17 protein-coding genes and 1 tRNA gene are annotated in these 15,939 nt (G+C 62.2%); 12 read left to right on the forward strand and 6 right to left on the reverse strand.

Annotation, left to right across the window (positions count from 1 at the left end):
* Window positions 1-53: 53 nt before the first annotated feature.
* From CEJ45_RS05420 to pxpB, 6 genes are all read right to left on the reverse strand, one after another.
* On the reverse strand, window positions 54-1,058 hold the full coding sequence (locus CEJ45_RS05420) for a DUF2891 domain-containing protein (RefSeq protein WP_088754175.1): 1,005 nt from the start codon (window positions 1,056-1,058) through the stop codon (window positions 54-56).
* 73 nt (window positions 1,059-1,131) lie between these two features.
* Window positions 1,132-2,118, reverse strand: coding sequence for a DUF979 domain-containing protein (locus tag CEJ45_RS05425; RefSeq protein WP_088754176.1), 987 nt, complete (start codon window positions 2,116-2,118; stop codon window positions 1,132-1,134).
* Window positions 2,115-2,840 (reverse strand): DUF969 domain-containing protein, encoded by a 726-nt coding sequence (locus tag CEJ45_RS05430; RefSeq protein ID WP_013233768.1) that lies wholly within the window; start codon window positions 2,838-2,840, stop codon window positions 2,115-2,117. The genes CEJ45_RS05425 and CEJ45_RS05430 overlap by 4 nt, the downstream gene beginning before the upstream one ends.
* 260 nt (window positions 2,841-3,100) lie before the next feature.
* On the reverse strand, window positions 3,101-3,841 hold the full coding sequence (pxpA, locus tag CEJ45_RS05435) for a 5-oxoprolinase subunit PxpA (protein WP_088754177.1): 741 nt from the start codon (window positions 3,839-3,841) through the stop codon (window positions 3,101-3,103).
* Between the two features lie 9 nt (window positions 3,842-3,850).
* Window positions 3,851-4,885, reverse strand: a complete 1,035-nt coding sequence (locus tag CEJ45_RS05440; protein WP_088754178.1) for a 5-oxoprolinase subunit C family protein — start codon at window positions 4,883-4,885, stop codon at window positions 3,851-3,853.
* Window positions 4,882-5,535: a 5-oxoprolinase subunit PxpB gene (gene pxpB / locus CEJ45_RS05445; RefSeq protein WP_088754179.1), complete on the reverse strand. Its 654-nt coding sequence runs from the start codon at window positions 5,533-5,535 to the stop codon at window positions 4,882-4,884. Before pxpB ends, CEJ45_RS05440 begins: the two co-directional genes overlap by 4 nt.
* 196 nt (window positions 5,536-5,731) lie before the next feature.
* Here pxpB and CEJ45_RS05450 point away from each other — a divergent pair, with 196 nt between their 5' ends.
* From CEJ45_RS05450 to nuoG, 12 genes are all read left to right on the forward strand, one after another.
* Window positions 5,732-6,304, forward strand: a complete 573-nt coding sequence (locus CEJ45_RS05450; protein WP_229296840.1) for a winged helix DNA-binding protein — start codon at window positions 5,732-5,734, stop codon at window positions 6,302-6,304.
* Window positions 6,305-6,341: 37 nt separating this feature from the next.
* Window positions 6,342-7,319, forward strand: a complete 978-nt coding sequence (locus CEJ45_RS05455; protein ID WP_088754180.1) for an NAD(P)H-quinone oxidoreductase — start codon at window positions 6,342-6,344, stop codon at window positions 7,317-7,319.
* Window positions 7,320-7,430: 111 nt separating this feature from the next.
* Window positions 7,431-8,180 carry a triose-phosphate isomerase gene (gene tpiA / locus CEJ45_RS05460; protein WP_088754181.1) on the forward strand — a complete coding sequence of 250 codons (750 nt, stop codon included), beginning with the start codon at window positions 7,431-7,433 and terminating at the stop codon, window positions 8,178-8,180.
* A gap of 88 nt (window positions 8,181-8,268) precedes the next feature.
* Window positions 8,269-8,643, forward strand: a complete 375-nt coding sequence (gene secG, locus CEJ45_RS05465; protein ID WP_088754182.1) for a preprotein translocase subunit SecG — start codon at window positions 8,269-8,271, stop codon at window positions 8,641-8,643.
* 109 nt (window positions 8,644-8,752) lie between these two features.
* Window positions 8,753-8,837 (forward strand) — tRNA-Leu (locus CEJ45_RS05470).
* A 119-nt stretch (window positions 8,838-8,956) separates the two neighbouring features.
* Window positions 8,957-9,316, forward strand: coding sequence for an NADH-quinone oxidoreductase subunit A (locus CEJ45_RS05475; RefSeq protein ID WP_006712939.1), 360 nt, complete (start codon window positions 8,957-8,959; stop codon window positions 9,314-9,316).
* Window positions 9,317-9,319: 3 nt separating this feature from the next.
* Window positions 9,320-9,796, forward strand: coding sequence for a NuoB/complex I 20 kDa subunit family protein (locus CEJ45_RS05480; RefSeq protein ID WP_006712940.1), 477 nt, complete (start codon window positions 9,320-9,322; stop codon window positions 9,794-9,796).
* A gap of 9 nt (window positions 9,797-9,805) precedes the next feature.
* Window positions 9,806-10,402, forward strand: coding sequence for an NADH-quinone oxidoreductase subunit C (locus CEJ45_RS05485; RefSeq protein WP_088754183.1), 597 nt, complete (start codon window positions 9,806-9,808; stop codon window positions 10,400-10,402).
* Entirely contained in the window at window positions 10,402-11,655 is a 1,254-nt protein-coding gene (locus tag CEJ45_RS05490) for an NADH-quinone oxidoreductase subunit D (protein ID WP_088754184.1), read from the forward strand. Before CEJ45_RS05485 ends, CEJ45_RS05490 begins: the two co-directional genes overlap by 1 nt.
* Before the next feature lie 89 nt (window positions 11,656-11,744).
* Window positions 11,745-12,236, forward strand: a complete 492-nt coding sequence (gene nuoE / locus CEJ45_RS05495; RefSeq protein ID WP_006712943.1) for an NADH-quinone oxidoreductase subunit NuoE — start codon at window positions 11,745-11,747, stop codon at window positions 12,234-12,236.
* Entirely contained in the window at window positions 12,233-13,528 is a 1,296-nt protein-coding gene (gene nuoF, locus CEJ45_RS05500; protein WP_008327658.1) for an NADH-quinone oxidoreductase subunit NuoF, read from the forward strand. The genes nuoE and nuoF overlap by 4 nt, the downstream gene beginning before the upstream one ends.
* An 83-nt stretch (window positions 13,529-13,611) precedes the next feature.
* On the forward strand, window positions 13,612-15,939 hold the full coding sequence (gene nuoG, locus CEJ45_RS05505) for an NADH-quinone oxidoreductase subunit NuoG (RefSeq protein ID WP_088754185.1): 2,328 nt from the start codon (window positions 13,612-13,614) through the stop codon (window positions 15,937-15,939).

Genomic DNA, 15,939 nt, shown 5'->3' on the forward strand with positions numbered 1-15,939 from the left:
CTCGCTTCCGTCATCGGGAGCGAGGGCTTTTTCGCAGGAGCACGAGGTGTGGATCAGTCTTCCAGCGCCAGCATGGCAAAGCTGGCCAGCCAGTGGCCACCGCTGTAGTGGCTGCCGACCACCTGGTCGATCGACGCCGCGATGTGACGCTGGATCGACGCCTCGATGGCACTGCGCGCAGCGTGGTGGGCTGGCAGGTGACGCAGCACGTTTTTCATGCACCAGGCGCGCGAGAGGTTCAGGCCGTCCAGGTGCGCGATCTTGGGATCGGTCGGGTCGGAGACGTGGGCCGGCTGCATGATCTGTTCGACTTCCGACACGCGCGGCAGATACCGATCGAACCAGGTCGCGAACTCCTGCGCCGGGAGAACTTTGCTCATCAGCAGGGCTTCGGTCAGTGCGCCGGAGATGTATTCGTCACCGCCGGGTTCGTAGTGGGCGGGGTAGTCGGTGTCCTTGCCGTAATAGCGTTGTGCGCTGGCCAGGATCACCTGCTCCAGTTCGCCATCCTTGATGTGGCGGGCCTGGTCCAGCGACAGCGCCAGGGCAAAGGCGGTGTTGTAATGCGTGCCGACCCGGATCGGATAGCTCAGCTTGGACAGGTAGTCCAGCAGGCGGCGGCGGATCTCCAGCGTCAGCGGCTGCATCGCGGCACGCCATGCGGCGGCGCGCGGCAGTGTGGATTGCGCCAGTTCCTGGTCCAGCGCAAGGATCCAGCCGAAACCGTAGGGACGTTCGAATGAGGCGCGGCCACCGACACGGAAATAGTCGGTCTCGCGCTCCATCAATTCCGGCGTGAAGTGCTCATCGAAGATGGCCTCGATATCGCTGCGTGGGGGCAGTTGAGGATAGCGCTGGACGCAGCGCAGCAGCAGCCAGAAGCCATGCACGGCCGAATGCCAGTCGTAGCAGCCATAGAAGACCGGATGCATGGCGCGCGGCGAGAGCACGTCTTCGGGGCCGTTGAGCACGTGCATGATGTGGTTGGGATATTCCTGGCGCAGGTAGGCCAGCGGCATGCGGGCAAATTGTTCGGCCCGGTCGAGAGTGAGTTGCATGGGGACTCCTTGAAGCAAGTGGGGCGACCTGGCCGCAACAGCGCATGCGGCCAGGTCCGGCCATCCGTTCAGGTCAGCGGAAGGCGAGGAAGTACATCAGGAACACGTTCACGGTCAGCAGCGTCAGTGCGGTGGGGATCTGCACCTTGATGACCTGGTACTTGTTCTTCAGTTCCAGCAGCGCGGCCGGCACGATGTTGTAGTTCGCGGCCATGGGCGTCATCAGCGTGCCGCAATAGCCCGAGTACATGCCGATGGCCACCAGCGGTGCCGGATCGGCGTGATGCCCCAGGATCAGGAAGGGCAGCGCGATGCCCGCGCTCATCACCGGGAAGGCGGCGAACGCATTGCCCATCACCATCGTGAACAGCGCCATGCCCACGCAGTAGATCACCACCACCAGGAAGCGATTGTCCGGATTGACGAACAGGCTCACCACCTGCTGCACCGAGGTACCGGTCTTGGCAGCCACGAAGACGCCGCCGAGCATGGCCAGCATCAGCGGCAGGATCGCGGCCCAGCCGATGGAGTCCACCAGGCGGCGCGACTGGCGCACTGCCTGCAGCGGCGTGCCACGGGTAAGCACGCAACCGGCGATGAGCGCGCACACGCAGGCTACGCACAGGGCGGCCAGGGTCAGCTGCTTCTGGTCCAGCAGCATCAGGCCGCCGACCGAGACACCCTTGAGCAGTACGGTACAGGCCACCGTGATGACCGGGATCAGCACCGCCGGGAAGAACAGCCAGTTGCCCAGTCGCTTGGAGGAGGTCACGCGCTCTTCATGCGTGGAGGTTGCATAGCTGCCCATGGAGAGCAGGCCGGTGCCGGCGATGAGCGAGATGATGATGACGGTGCCGCCGATGATGCGGTGAGCCATGGACTTGCCCAGGTTTTCCACCAGCAGGTCGCCGAACAGGAACACGGCGCCGAACAGGAACCAGAACAGGGCCGTCGTGAAACGCTTGGGGTTGCCCTTGTCGCGCAGGGTCATCACGGTCAGCATCATGACGATGATGCCGATGAGGTAGTAGATGCGGTTGATCGAGATGAGCGTATTCATGCGGATACCTTGGCAGCGGATTGGGTAGCTTTCCACGCATCGACATCGCGGCGGATGGAGGCGTCGAGGCGGGTCAGGCGGAACATGTGGATCACCAGCGCCGACAGGGCCGTGGGGATGGCCCACAGGCCGATGTGCAGCGGCTCGATGTTGGTGATGCCGTTCTCCTTCAGGAAGGCATCCATCAGCAGCACCGCGCCGAAGGCGATGAAGATGTCCTCGCCGAAGAACACGGCGATGTTGTCGCAGGCGGCGGCATGGGCCTTGATCTTGTCGCGGATGTGTTGCGGCAGGTCTTCGCCATAGGCGTTGACCGCTGCGCCTTCAGCCATCGGTGCCAGCAGCGGGCGCACCGTCTGCGCCTGGCCGCCGAGATAGATCAGGCCGAGTGCGGCCGTGCCTTCGCGCAGAATGAAGTAAAGCATCAGGATGCGCGCCGAGGTGGCGCTGGCGATGCTGGAGATCCACGCCTGGGCGCGTTCCTTGAGGCCGTAATGTTCCAACAGGCCGATGATCGGCAGGATCAGCAGGAAGGTCGCCAGCGAACGGCTGTTGACGAACTTCTCGCCGAAGGTCTCCAGCAGCATGCCGAAGTCCATGCCGACCGACAGGCCGGTGGTGAGACCCGCGACCGTGACTACCAGCAGCGGGTTGAAACGCAAGGCAAAACCGGCCACGACGATCGGTATCCCGATCAGCGGCAACAGTGTCGTACTCTCCATGAAAAACTCCCTATGTGAATGAGGAAAAATCCTGCCACCATGGTGCAAGGTCCGTGCCAGCGATGTCGCGCAAAGCCGCGCCCAGACTGGATTTGCGTGAATTTGCAAAGGGCAGGGGCGTGACTTTTCCTGCGACCTCGCGGGCCTCAGGCTGGCGGCTTTTCTTGTTGTTTTCGGAAACGAACTACAGCTTGCGGCACCCCGTGTTCAAGTGCAGGTGCCTACTTTCCTGCGTCTTGCGAGGACGCTGGAAAAATCCTTCATACCGTCGCGCGCACGGCAATCTGCTCGGCGTGCAGGCGTGCCCGAATCTGGCGCGCGAAATCCAGTGCGTGCGCGCCATCTCCGTGCAGGCACACGGTCTGTGCATTGACTTCGACCAGGCTGCCGTCGATGGCCTTGACCTTCTTTTGCTTGACCAGCATCAGGGTCTGGGCGATGGCCTCGGCATCGTTCTCGATCATGGCACCGGGCTTGCTGCGTGCGACCAGGCTGCCATCGGCTTCATAGGCGCGATCGGCAAACACTTCTTCGACCGCATTGAGGTCGGCATGGCGGGCGGCGGCGATCAGTTCGCTGCCGGCCAGGCCATACAGGCTCAGTTCGGGATTGAAGGTGCGGATGGCGGCGCAGATGGCATTGGCCAGCACGGCATCCTTGGCGGCCTGGTTGTAGAGCGCACCGTGCGGCTTGACGTGGGTCATGCGGCCGCCTTCGGCGCGCACGATGGCGTCGAGCGCGCCGAGTTGATAAAGCATGCCGCTGATGATGTCCTCGGGCGGCAATTGCATGGCGCTGCGGCCGAAGTTTTCACGGTCGGGGAAGCTGGGGTGGGCGCCGATGGCTACGTGATTCTGGATCGCCCAGCGCACGCTGCGCCGCATGGTGCTGGCGTCGCCCGCATGCCAGCCGCAGGCGATGTTGGCGGAGCTGACCAGGGTCAGCAGTTGTTCGTCGGTGTCGCAGCCTTCGCCGAGGTCGGCATTGAGATCGATATGCATGGCGTTCCCTTATTTCTTGTAGAGCGTGGCGCGCGACCAGTCCAGGGCGGCGACCGTGGCGCGGATGGAATCGAGATAGCGCTGCTGTTCTTCGGCGGCGGCCAGGGCATCGGCCAGCTCGCAGGGTTCCAGCCGCAGGGTGGCATTCAGCGGGGCTTGTGCCAGCTTCCACAGGTCGGCACCGATGATCACGCCGATCTTCGGATAGCCGCCGGTAGTCTGGGCATCACCCATCAGGATGATGGGCTGGCCCGAGGGCGGCACCTGGATCACGCCCGGCACCACGCCATGCGAGAGCATGTCGCGGCCTTGCTTGCGCTTGAGTTCCGGACCTTCGAGGCGATAGCCCATGCGGTTGCTGTTGGGTGTGACGCGCCAGGTGTCGGACCACAGCGCTTCACGCGAGGTCTTGCTGAACTGATCGAATTCGGGGCCGGGCAGCACGCGCAGGGTGACGTGCTGGCTGTGTTCATCGGCACGCAGGGCCAGGCCGCTCCAGCGCGGGGAACGCACGCCGAAGGCCGGACCATGGACCGCGGCAGAGGCGGCGCTGGCGTCGCCGATGGGGAGCTTGTCGCCACGCTTGAGGGCACGCCCCTGGTGGCCGCCGAAGCCGGCTTTCAGGTCCGTGCTGCGTGAGCCCAGCACTACCGGCACATCGATACCACCGGCCACAGCGAGGTAGGTCCGCATGCTGTGGCGAGGCGCCTGCTCGGGGGAATCCGCGGCCGCCAGGCTCAGCTTGAGCACGCTGCCGGCGCGCACCGGAATGCTCCAGCAGGCGGCGATGGGTTTGCCATCGAGGGTGGCCCCGATATCGTCGCCACCGAGGGCGATGCGGGTGTCGCGGGTGAAGCGCAGTTCGGCCACGCCCATGGTGATTTCAAGTCCGGCCGCATCGACCGGATTGCCGACCAGCAGGTTGGCGCTGGCCAGCGCCAGCGTATTGAGGGCGCCGCCGGGATGGATGCCCAGGCTGCGATGGCCGCTGCGGCCCATGTCCTGCACCGAGGCCAGCATGCCGGGTTGGATGATGTCGATCATGAGGCCACGCGCTCCACGGTAAAGCGTACACGGTCGCCGGGACGCAGCAGCGTCGGCGGTTGCTGGGAAGGATCGAACAGTTGCAGGGCGGTGCGGCCGATGAGTTGCCAGCCGCCGGGGGAGGCCATCGGATAGATACCGGTCTGTTCCCCGCCGATGCCTACCGACCCGGCCGGGATGCTCACCCGCGGCGTGGTGTGGCGCGGCGTGGCCAGGCTGGCGTCAAGCCCGCCCATGTAGGCGAAGCCGGGCAGGAAGCCGAGGAAATACACCACGTATTCGGCGTGGCTGTGGCGTTCGATCACTTCCCTGGTCGACAGGCCGGTGTGACGGGCCACGTTGTCCAGGTCCGGACCGGCGCTGCCGCCATAGACCACCGGGATCTCGACCATGCGGCCTTCGCTGGCCGAGCTGCCGAGCTTGGGCCAGCTCTTCAGGACGCGCTGCGACAGGGTATCCAGATCGATGACGGGGCGCTTGGTGATCAGGGTCAGGTTGTTCATGCCGGGCACGACTTCGCTGACTTCTTCCCATTCACTGGCCAGCGTGGCCAGCGCCCAGATGCGTTGCTGCTGGGGCAGGGTGGCGGGGGCCGGCAAACTGCAGAGCAGTGCGCGGTCGCCCAAAGGGTGGAGCTGGGGTGGCTGCATGTGTCTCTCGCCTCGGCTGAGATTTTTGTTGAGAACCCGGCCATGCCGCTGCCGGGGTCAAGGTGCGTCTGGTGATGCCCTGCTTTTTTGCGGATATTACATTTCAAAGAAAATATAAACAATATGTCGATAAATTATTTATTTAATCTTTGCGCTATAGTGTTGCCATTCTGTCGTCCTGAGCCCCACGCTTCCCATGAGCCAAGAGAACAACGAGACGTCCAAGCCCGTCCAGACTGAATTGCCCGGTGCCGACCCGGCACCGCGCCCGACCAAGATCGTGTCGTCGCAGCACCTGGTTTCCGAACGCAGTGCCGAGCTCTCCGAGCTGGAATATGCCCTCATCATGGCCAGCAATGCCTTCAACCGCTGGATGGTGCGCTGCATGGCCGCCGCCGGTGCGAAGGACATGACGGCCATTGAGGTCTCCCTGCTGCATCACGTCAACCATCGGGACCGCAAGAAAAAACTGGCCGATATCTGTTTCGTATTGAACGTCGAGGACACCCACGTGGTCACCTATGCCTTGAAGAAGCTGGTCAAGGCCGGCTACGTCAAGAGCGAGAAGGCCGGCAAGGAATTGCTGTTTTCGACCACCCCGGCCGGGCAGGCGCTGTGCATGAAGTACCGCGAGGTGCGCGAGCGCTGCCTCATCGAGGTACAGGCCGAGAGCGGCATTCCCAACCAGGCCATCGGCGAGGCGGCCCAGCTGCTGCGCAATGCTTCCGGGCTGTATGACACGGCGGCGCGGGCGGCGGCTTCGCTCTGAGACCCATCACACCCCATTGAATTGAAGGATAGGACACATGCGCGCAATCGAGATCAAGCAATTTGGCGGCCCCGAGGTATTGCAGGCCTGTGAGCGGCCCGTGCCGGAGTTGAAGGCAGGTGAAGTGCTCATCAAGGTGCATGCGGCGGGCGTGAACCGTCCGGACGTATTCCAGCGCACCGGCAACTATCCGGTGCCGCCTGGTGCTTCGGAGCTGCCGGGCCTGGAAGTGGCCGGTGAGATCGTCGCCGGCGACCTGGGCGACAGCGGGTTCAAGCTGGGCGACCTGGTCTGTGCGCTGGTGCAGGGCGGAGGCTATGCCGAGTTCTGCGCGGCGCCGCTGGCCCAGTGCCTGCCGGTGCCCAAAGGATTGAGCGCGCTGGAGGCGGCGGCCCTGCCGGAAAATTACTTCACTGTGTGGAGCAACGTCTTCGACCGTGGCCAATTGTCAGGTGAAGAAACCTTGCTGGTGCAGGGCGGCTCTTCCGGCATCGGCGTGACGGCCATCCAGATCGCCCGTGCGCTGGGGCATCGCGTGTTTGCCACGGCCGGCAGTGCCGACAAGTGCCGAGCATGTGAAGAATTGGGTGCAGAGCGGGCCATCAACTACAAAACCGAGGATTTCGAGGCTGTGGTCAAGGAATTGACTGGCGGCAAAGGTGTGGACGTGATTCTGGACATGGTCGGCGGCGACTACCTGCCGCGCGAGATCAAGTCCCTGGCCGATGATGGCCGCCTGGTCTTCATCGCCCAGCTGGGTGGATCCAAGGGTGAGCTGGACATGGGGCAAGTCATGCGCCGCCGCCTGACCATCACCGGCTCGACCCTGCGTCCGCGCCCGGTCGCCTTCAAGGCGGCGATTGCGGCCAAGCTGCGCCAGCACGTGTGGCCGCTGATCGAGGCCGGCAAGATCAAGCCGGTGATCCATCATCGTTTCCCGCTGGAGCTGGCGGCACAGGCCCATGCCATGATGGAATCGAGCGCCCACATCGGCAAGATCATGCTGGAACTGTGAGCGGGGGAGGGTGGGACGCACGGCCGCGACAGTCCGGCTTTGCGCCAAGCGCCCGTACCGGCTACAATACGAGGTTATCCAAATTGACACCCATCTCGTAGAAATCAGCCTATGCGTCGCAAACTCGTAGCCGGTAACTGGAAAATGAATGGCAGCCTGGCTGCCAATGCAGCCCTGGTGGCTGGAATCAAGGAAAGCCTGCCGGCTGATGTGTGCGATGTGGCCGTCTGTGTGCCGGCGCCTTACCTGGCGCAGGTGCAGGGTGCGGTGGCTGGTTCGGCCGTGGCACTGGGTGCGCAGGACATGTCCGCGCACGCTGCCGGTGCCTACACCGGCGAGGTGTCTGCAGCGATGCTGCAGGAATTCGGTGTGCAATATGTCATCCTGGGTCACTCCGAGCGTCGCGCCTATCACGGCGAGACCGACGCAGCGGTGGCGGCCAAGACGGTAGCAGCATTGAAGGCCGGCCTGGTGCCGGTGGTTTGCGTGGGTGAAACGCTGGAGCAGCGCGAAGCCGGCCAGACCAATGAAATCGTGGGTGGCCAGCTTGACGTCGTTCTGGCAGCGCTGAGCGTGGAAGAGGCAGCCCGCATCGTGGTGGCCTACGAGCCGGTCTGGGCGATTGGTACCGGCAAGACCGCCACGCCGGAAATGGCGCAGGAAGTGCATGCGATGCTGCGTGCGCGTCTCGGTGCCAAGAGTGCGGAAGCGGCAGCCAAGGTACGTATCCTGTACGGCGGCAGCATGAAGCCGGACAATGCCGAGCAGTTGCTGGCCATGGCTGACATCGATGGCGGTCTCATCGGCGGTGCGGCATTGAAGGCGGCGGATTTCCTGGCCATCATCAAGGCAGCGGCCTGAAGTAGAGTAAGGGGTTTGTCAGTTGCGGAAGCGATACTTTGACGCAGATGCAGCAGGCGATTGAAACATCAAGAGTGGACTTGTTTAAATGAATACTTTGTTTTTGGTTGTGGTTGTAGTTCAGGTGCTGGCAGCGCTGGCGATCATCGGTCTGGTGTTGCTGCAGCACGGCAAGGGTGCTGACATGGGCGCTGCCTTCGGCTCCGGCGCGTCGGGCAGCCTCTTCGGTGCGACCGGCTCGTCGAACTTCCTGTCGAAGTCGACGGCCGTGGCCGCCGGCATTTTCTTCGTGGCCACCCTGGGCCTGACCTTCATCGGCAATCACCACACTGCGCAAAGCGGCAGCGTGATGGATAATCTGCAGGTGCCGGCCGCTCCTGCCCAGCAGGCTGCACCCGCCGCACCGGCTGCGCCGACCGACGCTGCAAAGCCGGGCGACCAGTCGAATCAGATTCCGAAATAAGCCTTTGCGGATTCTGGAATAATCGAAGAATAAAGTAGGAAGAATCTTTCTTTTTTGCTGATTGTGCATTGAACAAGAGTAACAAATGAAGGTACAATAGCTGCTTCAAGCCGACGTGGTGAAATTGGTAGACACGCTATCTTGAGGGGGTAGTGGCGAAAGCTGTACGAGTTCGAGTCTCGTCGTCGGCACCATAGAAATGAAATGAAAAGCCAGCGAAGGTCCTAGTGCCTGAGCTGGCTTTTTGTCGAGGAAGTTTCTGATTGATATTGAGAATCATTCCCATCGATAAACCAACGCATAGCGGCCAATCGTGAACCTCGAAAATTACTTCCCAGTCCTCCTGTTTATTCTTGTCGGCATCGGTGTCGGTGTCGCTCCCCAGCTCCTCGGTCGTCTTCTTGGTCCGCACAAGCCGGACGCTCAAAAAACTTCTCCTTACGAATGCGGTTTCGAAGCATTCGAAGATGCGCGCATGAAGTTCGATGTGCGCTACTACCTGATCGCCATCCTGTTCATCCTGTTTGACCTGGAAACCGCCTTCTTCTTCCCTTGGGGCGTGTCCATGCGTGAGCTGGGCTGGCAAGGTTTCGTCACGATGATGGTCTTCATCGCTGAATTTGTTGTCGGATTTTGGTACATCTGGAAAAAGGGTGCCCTGGATTGGGAGTAAGCCATGTCTATTGAAGGCGTATTGAATGAGGGGTTTGTTACCACCTCGCTGGATAAGGTAATCAACTGGACCCGTACCGGATCCCTGTGGCCCATGACCTTCGGTCTGGCGTGCTGCGCGGTTGAAATGATGCACGTCGGTGCGTCGCGTTACGACCTGGACCGCTTCGGTGCGGTGTTCCGTCCGTCGCCGCGCCAGTCCGACCTGATGATCGTGGCCGGCACCCTGTGCAACAAGATGGCGCCGGCGCTGCGCAAGGTTTACGACCAGATGCCGGAGCCGCGCTGGGTCATCTCCATGGGCTCCTGTGCCAACGGCGGTGGCTATTACCACTATTCGTACTCGGTGGTGCGTGGCTGCGACCGCATCGTGCCGGTCGACGTGTATGTCCCGGGTTGCCCGCCGACGGCTGAGGCGCTGCTGTATGGCGTGATCCAGCTGCAGAACAAGATCAAGCGCACCAACACCATCGCGCGCTAAGAGGGCAGTATGACGACAAAATTGGAAACTCTCGAAGCCGCCCTGCGTAATGCGCTTGGAGGGTATCTTCAGAACCTGACTGTGGCCCTCGGTGAAGTCACCGTGGTGGTCAAGGCCGCTGACTACCTGTCGGCCATGCGCGTGCTGCGCGACCATGCCGACACCCGTTTCGAACAACTGATCGACCTGTGCGGCGTGGATTACTCGACCTATGGCGATGGTGCCTGGGACGGTCCGCGCTTTGCCGTGGTGTCGCACCTGATGTCGATCTCGCACAACTGGCGTGTGCGTGTGCGCGTGTTTGCGCCGGATGATGATCTGCCCATCGTGGCCTCGGTCGATCCGATCTGGAATTCGGCTGGCTGGTATGAACGTGAAGCGTTTGACTTCTACGGCATCCTCTTCGACGGTCACCCCGACCTGCGCCGCATCCTGACCGACTATGGCTTCATTGGCCACCCGTTCCGCAAGGACTTCCCGGTGTCCGGCTATGTCGAAATGCGTTACGACGCCGAACAGAAACGCGTCATCTATCAACCCGTAACGATCGAGCCGCGCGAAATCACCCCGCGCATCATTCGTGAAGAAAACTACGGGATCAAATAATGGCAGAGATCAAAAACTATACGCTGAACTTCGGTCCCCAGCACCCGGCCGCGCACGGCGTGCTGCGCCTGGTGCTGGAGCTGGACGGTGAAGTCATCCAGCGTGCCGACCCGCACATCGGCCTGCTGCACCGTGGCACCGAAAAACTGGCCGAGCAAAAGACCTTCCTGCAATCCGTGCCTTACATGGATCGCCTGGACTACGTCTCGATGATGAGCAACGAGCACGGTTACGTGCTGGCCATCGAGCGCCTGCTGGGCATCGAAGTGCCGCTGCGCGCGCAGTACATCCGCGTGATGTTCGACGAAATCACCCGCCTGCTGAACCACCTGATGTGGATCGGCGCACACGCGCTGGACGTGGGTGCGATGGGCGTGCTGCTGTATGCCTTCCGTGAGCGCGAAGACCTGTTCGACTGCTACGAAGCCGTCTCCGGCGCCCGCATGCACGCGGCCTACTATCGTCCAGGCGGCGTCTACCGCGACCTGCCGGACAGCATGCCGCAGTACAAGGCTTCCATCGTGCGCAACGAGAAGGCCATCCGCGAACTGAACGAAAACCGTCAGGGCTCGCTGCTGGACTTCATCGAAGACTTCACCAATCGTTTCCCGACCTATGTCGACGAATACGAAACCCTGCTGACCGACAACCGTATCTGGAAGCAGCGCCTGGTGGGCGTGGGCGTGGTCTCGCCGGAACGTGCATTGCAGATGGGCTTCACCGGTCCGATGCTGCGTGGTTCGGGCATCGCCTGGGACTTGCGCAAGAAGCAGCCTTACGAAGTGTATGACCTGCTGGACTTCGACATCCCCATCGGCAAGAACGGTGACTGCTACGACCGTTACCTGGTGCGCGTGGCTGAAATGCGCCAGTCCAACCGCATCATCAAGCAATGTGTGGAGTGGCTGCGCAACAATCCGGGTCCGGTCATTACCGACAACCACAAGATCGCGCCTCCCAAACGTGCGGACATGAAGTCCAACATGGAAGACCTGATCCACCACTTCAAGCTGTTCACCGAAGGCTTCCGCGTGCCTGCCGGCGAGGCGTATGCTGCCGTCGAGCATCCGAAGGGCGAATTCGGTATCTACCTGGTCTCCGACGGTGCCAACAAGCCGTACCGCCTGAAGATCCGTGCCCCGGGCTTTGCCCACCTGCAAGCCCTGAACGAAATGGCCAAGGGTCACATGATTGCCGATGCGGTCACCATCATTGGTACGCAAGACATCGTGTTCGGGGAAATCGACCGATAAGTCGAAAAGCAAGAGTCAAGGCGGGCTTCTTCAGGAAGCCCGTCAGGTTTGGGGAATATCCAATAACCGCGCAGTAATGATGCGCATGGATGGCCAACGATATGCTGTTAAGTCAAGAAGCCCTTAAGAAAATCGATCGCGAACTCGCGAAATACCCGGCGGACCAGCGCCAGTCTGCGGTCATGTCCGCGCTGCGCATCGCTCAGGTGGAGCATGGCTGGCTGCCGGCCGAGCTGCAGCAGGAAATTGCCGACTACATCGGCATGCCCGCCGTGGCCGTGCAGGAAGTCGCGACCTTCTACAACATGTTCAACACCAGCCCGGTGGGCAAGCACAAGATCACCGTGTGCACCAACCTGCCGTGTCTGCTGTCGGGTGGCGAGCGCGCTGCCCATCACCTGAAGCACAAGCTGGGCATCGATTATCGCGAAACCACGGCCGACGGCCAGTTCACGCTGATGGAAGGCGAATGCATGGGCGCTTGCGGCGACGCTCCGGTCATGCTGGTCAACAACCATCAAATGTGCAGCTGGATGTCCAACGAAAAGATCGACGCGCTGCTGGAGGAACTGAAGAAATGACCTGCCTGCACGACCGCCACATCAAACCGCTGATCCTCGCCGACCTGAATGGCGAGAACTGGCATCTCGAGGATTACGTCAAGCGCGGCGGCTACGATTCGCTCAAGCGCATCCTCAACGAGAAGATCACTCCGGAACAAGTCATCGCCGACCTCAAGGCCTCGGGCCTGCGTGGCCGCGGTGGTGCGGGTTTCCCTACCGGCCTGAAGTGGAGCTTCATGCCGCGCCAGTTCCCTGGCCAGAAATACCTCGTCTGCAATACAGATGAAGGTGAGCCGGGCACTTTCAAGGACCGTGACATCATTCGTTACAATCCGCACGCGCTGATCGAAGGCATGATCATCGGCGGCTATGCCATGGGCATCACGGTCGGCTACAACTACATCCACGGTGAGATCTTCGCCGAGTACGAGCGTTTCGAAGAAGCCCTGGAAGAAGCCCGTGCGGCCGGCTTCCTGGGTGACAACATCCTCGGCACCGGTTTCAGCTTCCAGCTGCACGCGCACCATGGTTACGGCGCCTACATCTGCGGCGAAGAAACCGCGCTGCTGGAGTCGCTGGAAGGCAAGAAGGGCCAGCCGCGCTTCAAGCCGCCGTTCCCGGCCAGCTTCGGCCTGTACGGCAAGCCGACCACCATCAACAACACCGAGACCTTCGCGGCCGTTCCCTTCATCTTCAAGGTAGGCCCGCAGGCCTACGCCGAGATGGGCAAGCCCAACAACGGCGGCACCAAGATCTTCTCGATCTCGGGTGACGTCGAGCGTCCGGGCAACTACGAGATCCCGCTGGGCACGCCGTTCTCCACCTTGCTGGAACTGGCTGGTGGCATGCGCGGCGGCAAGAAGATCAAGGCCGTCATCCCGGGTGGCTCGTCCGCACCGGTGATCCGTGGCGACGTCATGATGGACACCACCATGGATTACGACGCCATCGCCAAGGCCGGTTCGATGCTGGGTTCGGGCGCGGTGATCGTGATGGACGAGACGCGCTGCATGGTCAAGTCGCTGCTGCGCCTGTCCTACTTCTACTATGAAGAATCCTGCGGCCAGTGCACGCCGTGCCGCGAAGGCACCGGCTGGATGTACCGCATGGTGGAGCGTATCGAAAACGGTCACGGCAAGATGGAAGATCTGGACGTGCTCAATTCGGTGGCCGACAACATCCAGGGCCGCACCATCTGCGCGCTCGGTGATGCTGCGGCGATGCCGGTGCGCGCGTTCGTGAAGAATTTCCGCGAAGAGTTCGAATACCACATCGAGCACAAACACTGCCTGGTTCCGGCTTACATCTGAACAGGGCAGGGGATGCCGGGCGGGATGCGATAAGCCTTCCGCCGGCATCGTTGGCAAAGAATATTTAGCTTGGGCAAACAGCCATGGTTGAAATCGAAATAGACGGCAAGAAGGTTGAAGTGCAAGAAGGCAGCATGGTCATGGACGCTGCCAACAAGATCGGCACGTACATCCCTCACTTCTGCTATCACAAGAAACTATCCATCGCGGCCAACTGCCGCATGTGCCTGGTCGAGGTCGAAAAGGCCCCGAAGCCGCTACCTGCCTGCGCCACGCCGGTCAACAACGGCATGATCGTGCGCACCGCCAGCGACAAGGCCGTCAAGGCCCAGAAGGGCGTGATGGAATTCCTCCTGATCAACCACCCGCTGGATTGCCCCATTTGCGACCAGGGCGGTGAGTGCCAGCTGCAGGATCTGGCCGTCGGTTACGGCGGTTCCTCCTCGCGCTACCAGGAAGAAAAGCGTGTCGTGGAGCCCAAGGACGTCGGTCCGCTGATCTCCATGAAGGAAATGAACCGCTGCATCCACTGCACCCGCTGCGTGCGCTTCGGCCAGGAAGTGGCCGGCGTGATGGAGCTGGGCATGCTGGGCCGCGGTGAACATTCCGAGATCACTACCTTCGTCGGCAAGACCGTGGACTCCGAACTGTCGGGCAACATGATCGATCTGTGCCCGGTCGGTGCGCTGACCTCCAAGCCGTTCCGCTACAGCGCCCGTACCTGGGAACTGTCGCGCCGCAAGTCGGTGAGCCCGCACGACAGCGTTGGTGCCAACCTGATCGTCCAGGTCAAGAATGGCAAGGTCATGCGCGTGCTGCCCTTCGAAAACGAAGAAGTCAACGAGTGCTGGATCTCCGACAAGGACCGTTTCGCCTACGAAGCGCTGGACAGCGAACAACGCCTGACCAAGCCGATGTTGAAGCAAGACGGCAAGTGGCAGGAAGTGGATTGGCAGACCGCGCTGGAATACGTCGCCCATGGCCTGCGCAACATCCGTCATGAGCACGGTGCCGATTCCATCGCCGCGCTGGCTACCCCGTACTCCACGCTGGAAGAACTGAGCCTGCTGCAGAAGCTGGTGCGCGGTGTCGGTTCGGATAACGTCGACTTCCGCCTGCGCCAGTCCGACTTCGGCCTGGATGGCCAGATCAAGCCGTGGCTGGGCATGTCCATCGTCGAATTCTCGCAGCTGAACCGCGTCTTCGTGATCGGTTCCTTCCTGCGCAAGGATCATCCGCTGCTGTCGGCCCGCCTGCGCCAGTCCGCCAAGAGCGGTGCCAAGGTCAGCGTGCTGCACGCCACCGACGACGATCTGCTGATGCCGATCGCCAACAAGATCATCGCCGCTCCTTCGGCATGGCTGTCCGCCCTCGCCGAAGTGGCCGTGGCCGTGGCTGAAGCCAAGGGTGTGGCTGCTCCTGCCGCCTACGCTGGCGTGGTGGCATCGGACGCTGCCAAGGCAACCGCTGCCAGCCTGCTGTCCGGTGAAGGCCGTGGCCTCTTCCTCGGCAACGCCGCCGTCCAGCATCCGCAAGCTGCGCAACTGCATGCAGCCGCACAGTGGATCGCCGAACAGACCGGTGCCAAGCTGGGTGTGCTGACCGATGGCGGCAACGCCGTCGGCGGCTACCTGGCCAACGCCGTGCCGACCCCGGGCAAGGGCGCCAACGCCGCTGCCGCATTCGCACAGCCGCGCAAGGCTTACCTGCTGCTCAACGCCGAGCCGGAACTGGACAGCTACGATCCGCAAGCTGCGCGTGCCGCCCTGAACCAGGCCGAGATGGTCGTGGTGATGTCGGCCTACCAGCACGGTGCCGACTACGCCGACGTGCTGCTGCCGATCGCGCCCTTCACCGAAACCGCCGGCACCTTCGTCAATGCCGAAGGCCGTGCCCAGAGCTTCAACGGTACCGTCAAGCCGGCCGGCGATGCACGTCCGGGCTGGAAGGTCCTGCGCGTGCTGGGCAACCTGCTGGAACTGGAAAACTTCGATTACGAAACCGCCGAATCCATCCGCGACGAGCTGCTGGGCAGGGAAACCGACCTGTCGGCCCGCCTGAACAACATCGCCAGCGTGCAAGCGCAGGCTGTGCAAGCTGCGGCGGGTGGTGTCGAGCGTGTGGCCGATGTGCCCATCTACTTTGCCGACGCAATCGCACGCCGTTCGCCGCCGCTGCTGGAAACCCGCGACGGCCAGGCACCCAAGGCATGGCTGTCGGCTTCCCTGGCCGCCAAGCTGGGCGTGGTCGAAGGCGACAAGGTCAATGTCAAGCAAGGCTCGGGCAGCGCTGCGCTGACCGCCGCCATCGATAAGAAACTGCCGGAAAACGTGGTGCGCGTGGCTGCTGCGCACGCCTCCACCGCTGCACTGGGCGGCATGTTTGGCGCAATCGTCGTGGAGAAAGCGTAA

The organism is Herbaspirillum aquaticum (assembly GCF_002213425.1).
In the GTDB taxonomy this organism is placed as follows: domain Bacteria; phylum Pseudomonadota; class Gammaproteobacteria; order Burkholderiales; family Burkholderiaceae_D; genus Herbaspirillum; species Herbaspirillum aquaticum.

Bases quoted from the DNA above. Each gene is read 5' to 3' on its own strand.
- CEJ45_RS05490 (WP_088754184.1), top strand. From the start codon at position 10,402: ATGGCAGAGATCAAAAACTATACGCTGAACTTCGGTCCCCAGCACCCG.
- pxpA (WP_088754177.1), bottom strand. From the start codon at position 3,841: ATGCATATCGATCTCAATGCCGACCTCGGCGAAGGCTGCGACACCGAC.
- CEJ45_RS05455 (WP_088754180.1), top strand. From the start codon at position 6,342: ATGCGCGCAATCGAGATCAAGCAATTTGGCGGCCCCGAGGTATTGCAG.
- nuoF (WP_008327658.1), top strand. From the start codon at position 12,233: ATGACCTGCCTGCACGACCGCCACATCAAACCGCTGATCCTCGCCGAC.
- tpiA (WP_088754181.1), top strand. From the start codon at position 7,431: ATGCGTCGCAAACTCGTAGCCGGTAACTGGAAAATGAATGGCAGCCTG.
- CEJ45_RS05440 (WP_088754178.1), bottom strand. From the start codon at position 4,885: ATGATCGACATCATCCAACCCGGCATGCTGGCCTCGGTGCAGGACATG.
- CEJ45_RS05450 (WP_229296840.1), top strand. From the start codon at position 5,732: ATGAGCCAAGAGAACAACGAGACGTCCAAGCCCGTCCAGACTGAATTG.
- CEJ45_RS05430 (WP_013233768.1), bottom strand. From the start codon at position 2,840: ATGGAGAGTACGACACTGTTGCCGCTGATCGGGATACCGATCGTCGTG.
- CEJ45_RS05485 (WP_088754183.1), top strand. From the start codon at position 9,806: ATGACGACAAAATTGGAAACTCTCGAAGCCGCCCTGCGTAATGCGCTT.
- CEJ45_RS05420 (WP_088754175.1), bottom strand. From the start codon at position 1,058: ATGCAACTCACTCTCGACCGGGCCGAACAATTTGCCCGCATGCCGCTG.
- secG (WP_088754182.1), top strand. From the start codon at position 8,269: ATGAATACTTTGTTTTTGGTTGTGGTTGTAGTTCAGGTGCTGGCAGCG.
- nuoG (WP_088754185.1), top strand. From the start codon at position 13,612: ATGGTTGAAATCGAAATAGACGGCAAGAAGGTTGAAGTGCAAGAAGGC.
- nuoE (WP_006712943.1), top strand. From the start codon at position 11,745: ATGGCCAACGATATGCTGTTAAGTCAAGAAGCCCTTAAGAAAATCGAT.
- pxpB (WP_088754179.1), bottom strand. From the start codon at position 5,535: ATGCAGCCACCCCAGCTCCACCCTTTGGGCGACCGCGCACTGCTCTGC.
- CEJ45_RS05480 (WP_006712940.1), top strand. From the start codon at position 9,320: ATGTCTATTGAAGGCGTATTGAATGAGGGGTTTGTTACCACCTCGCTG.
- CEJ45_RS05425 (WP_088754176.1), bottom strand. From the start codon at position 2,118: ATGAATACGCTCATCTCGATCAACCGCATCTACTACCTCATCGGCATC.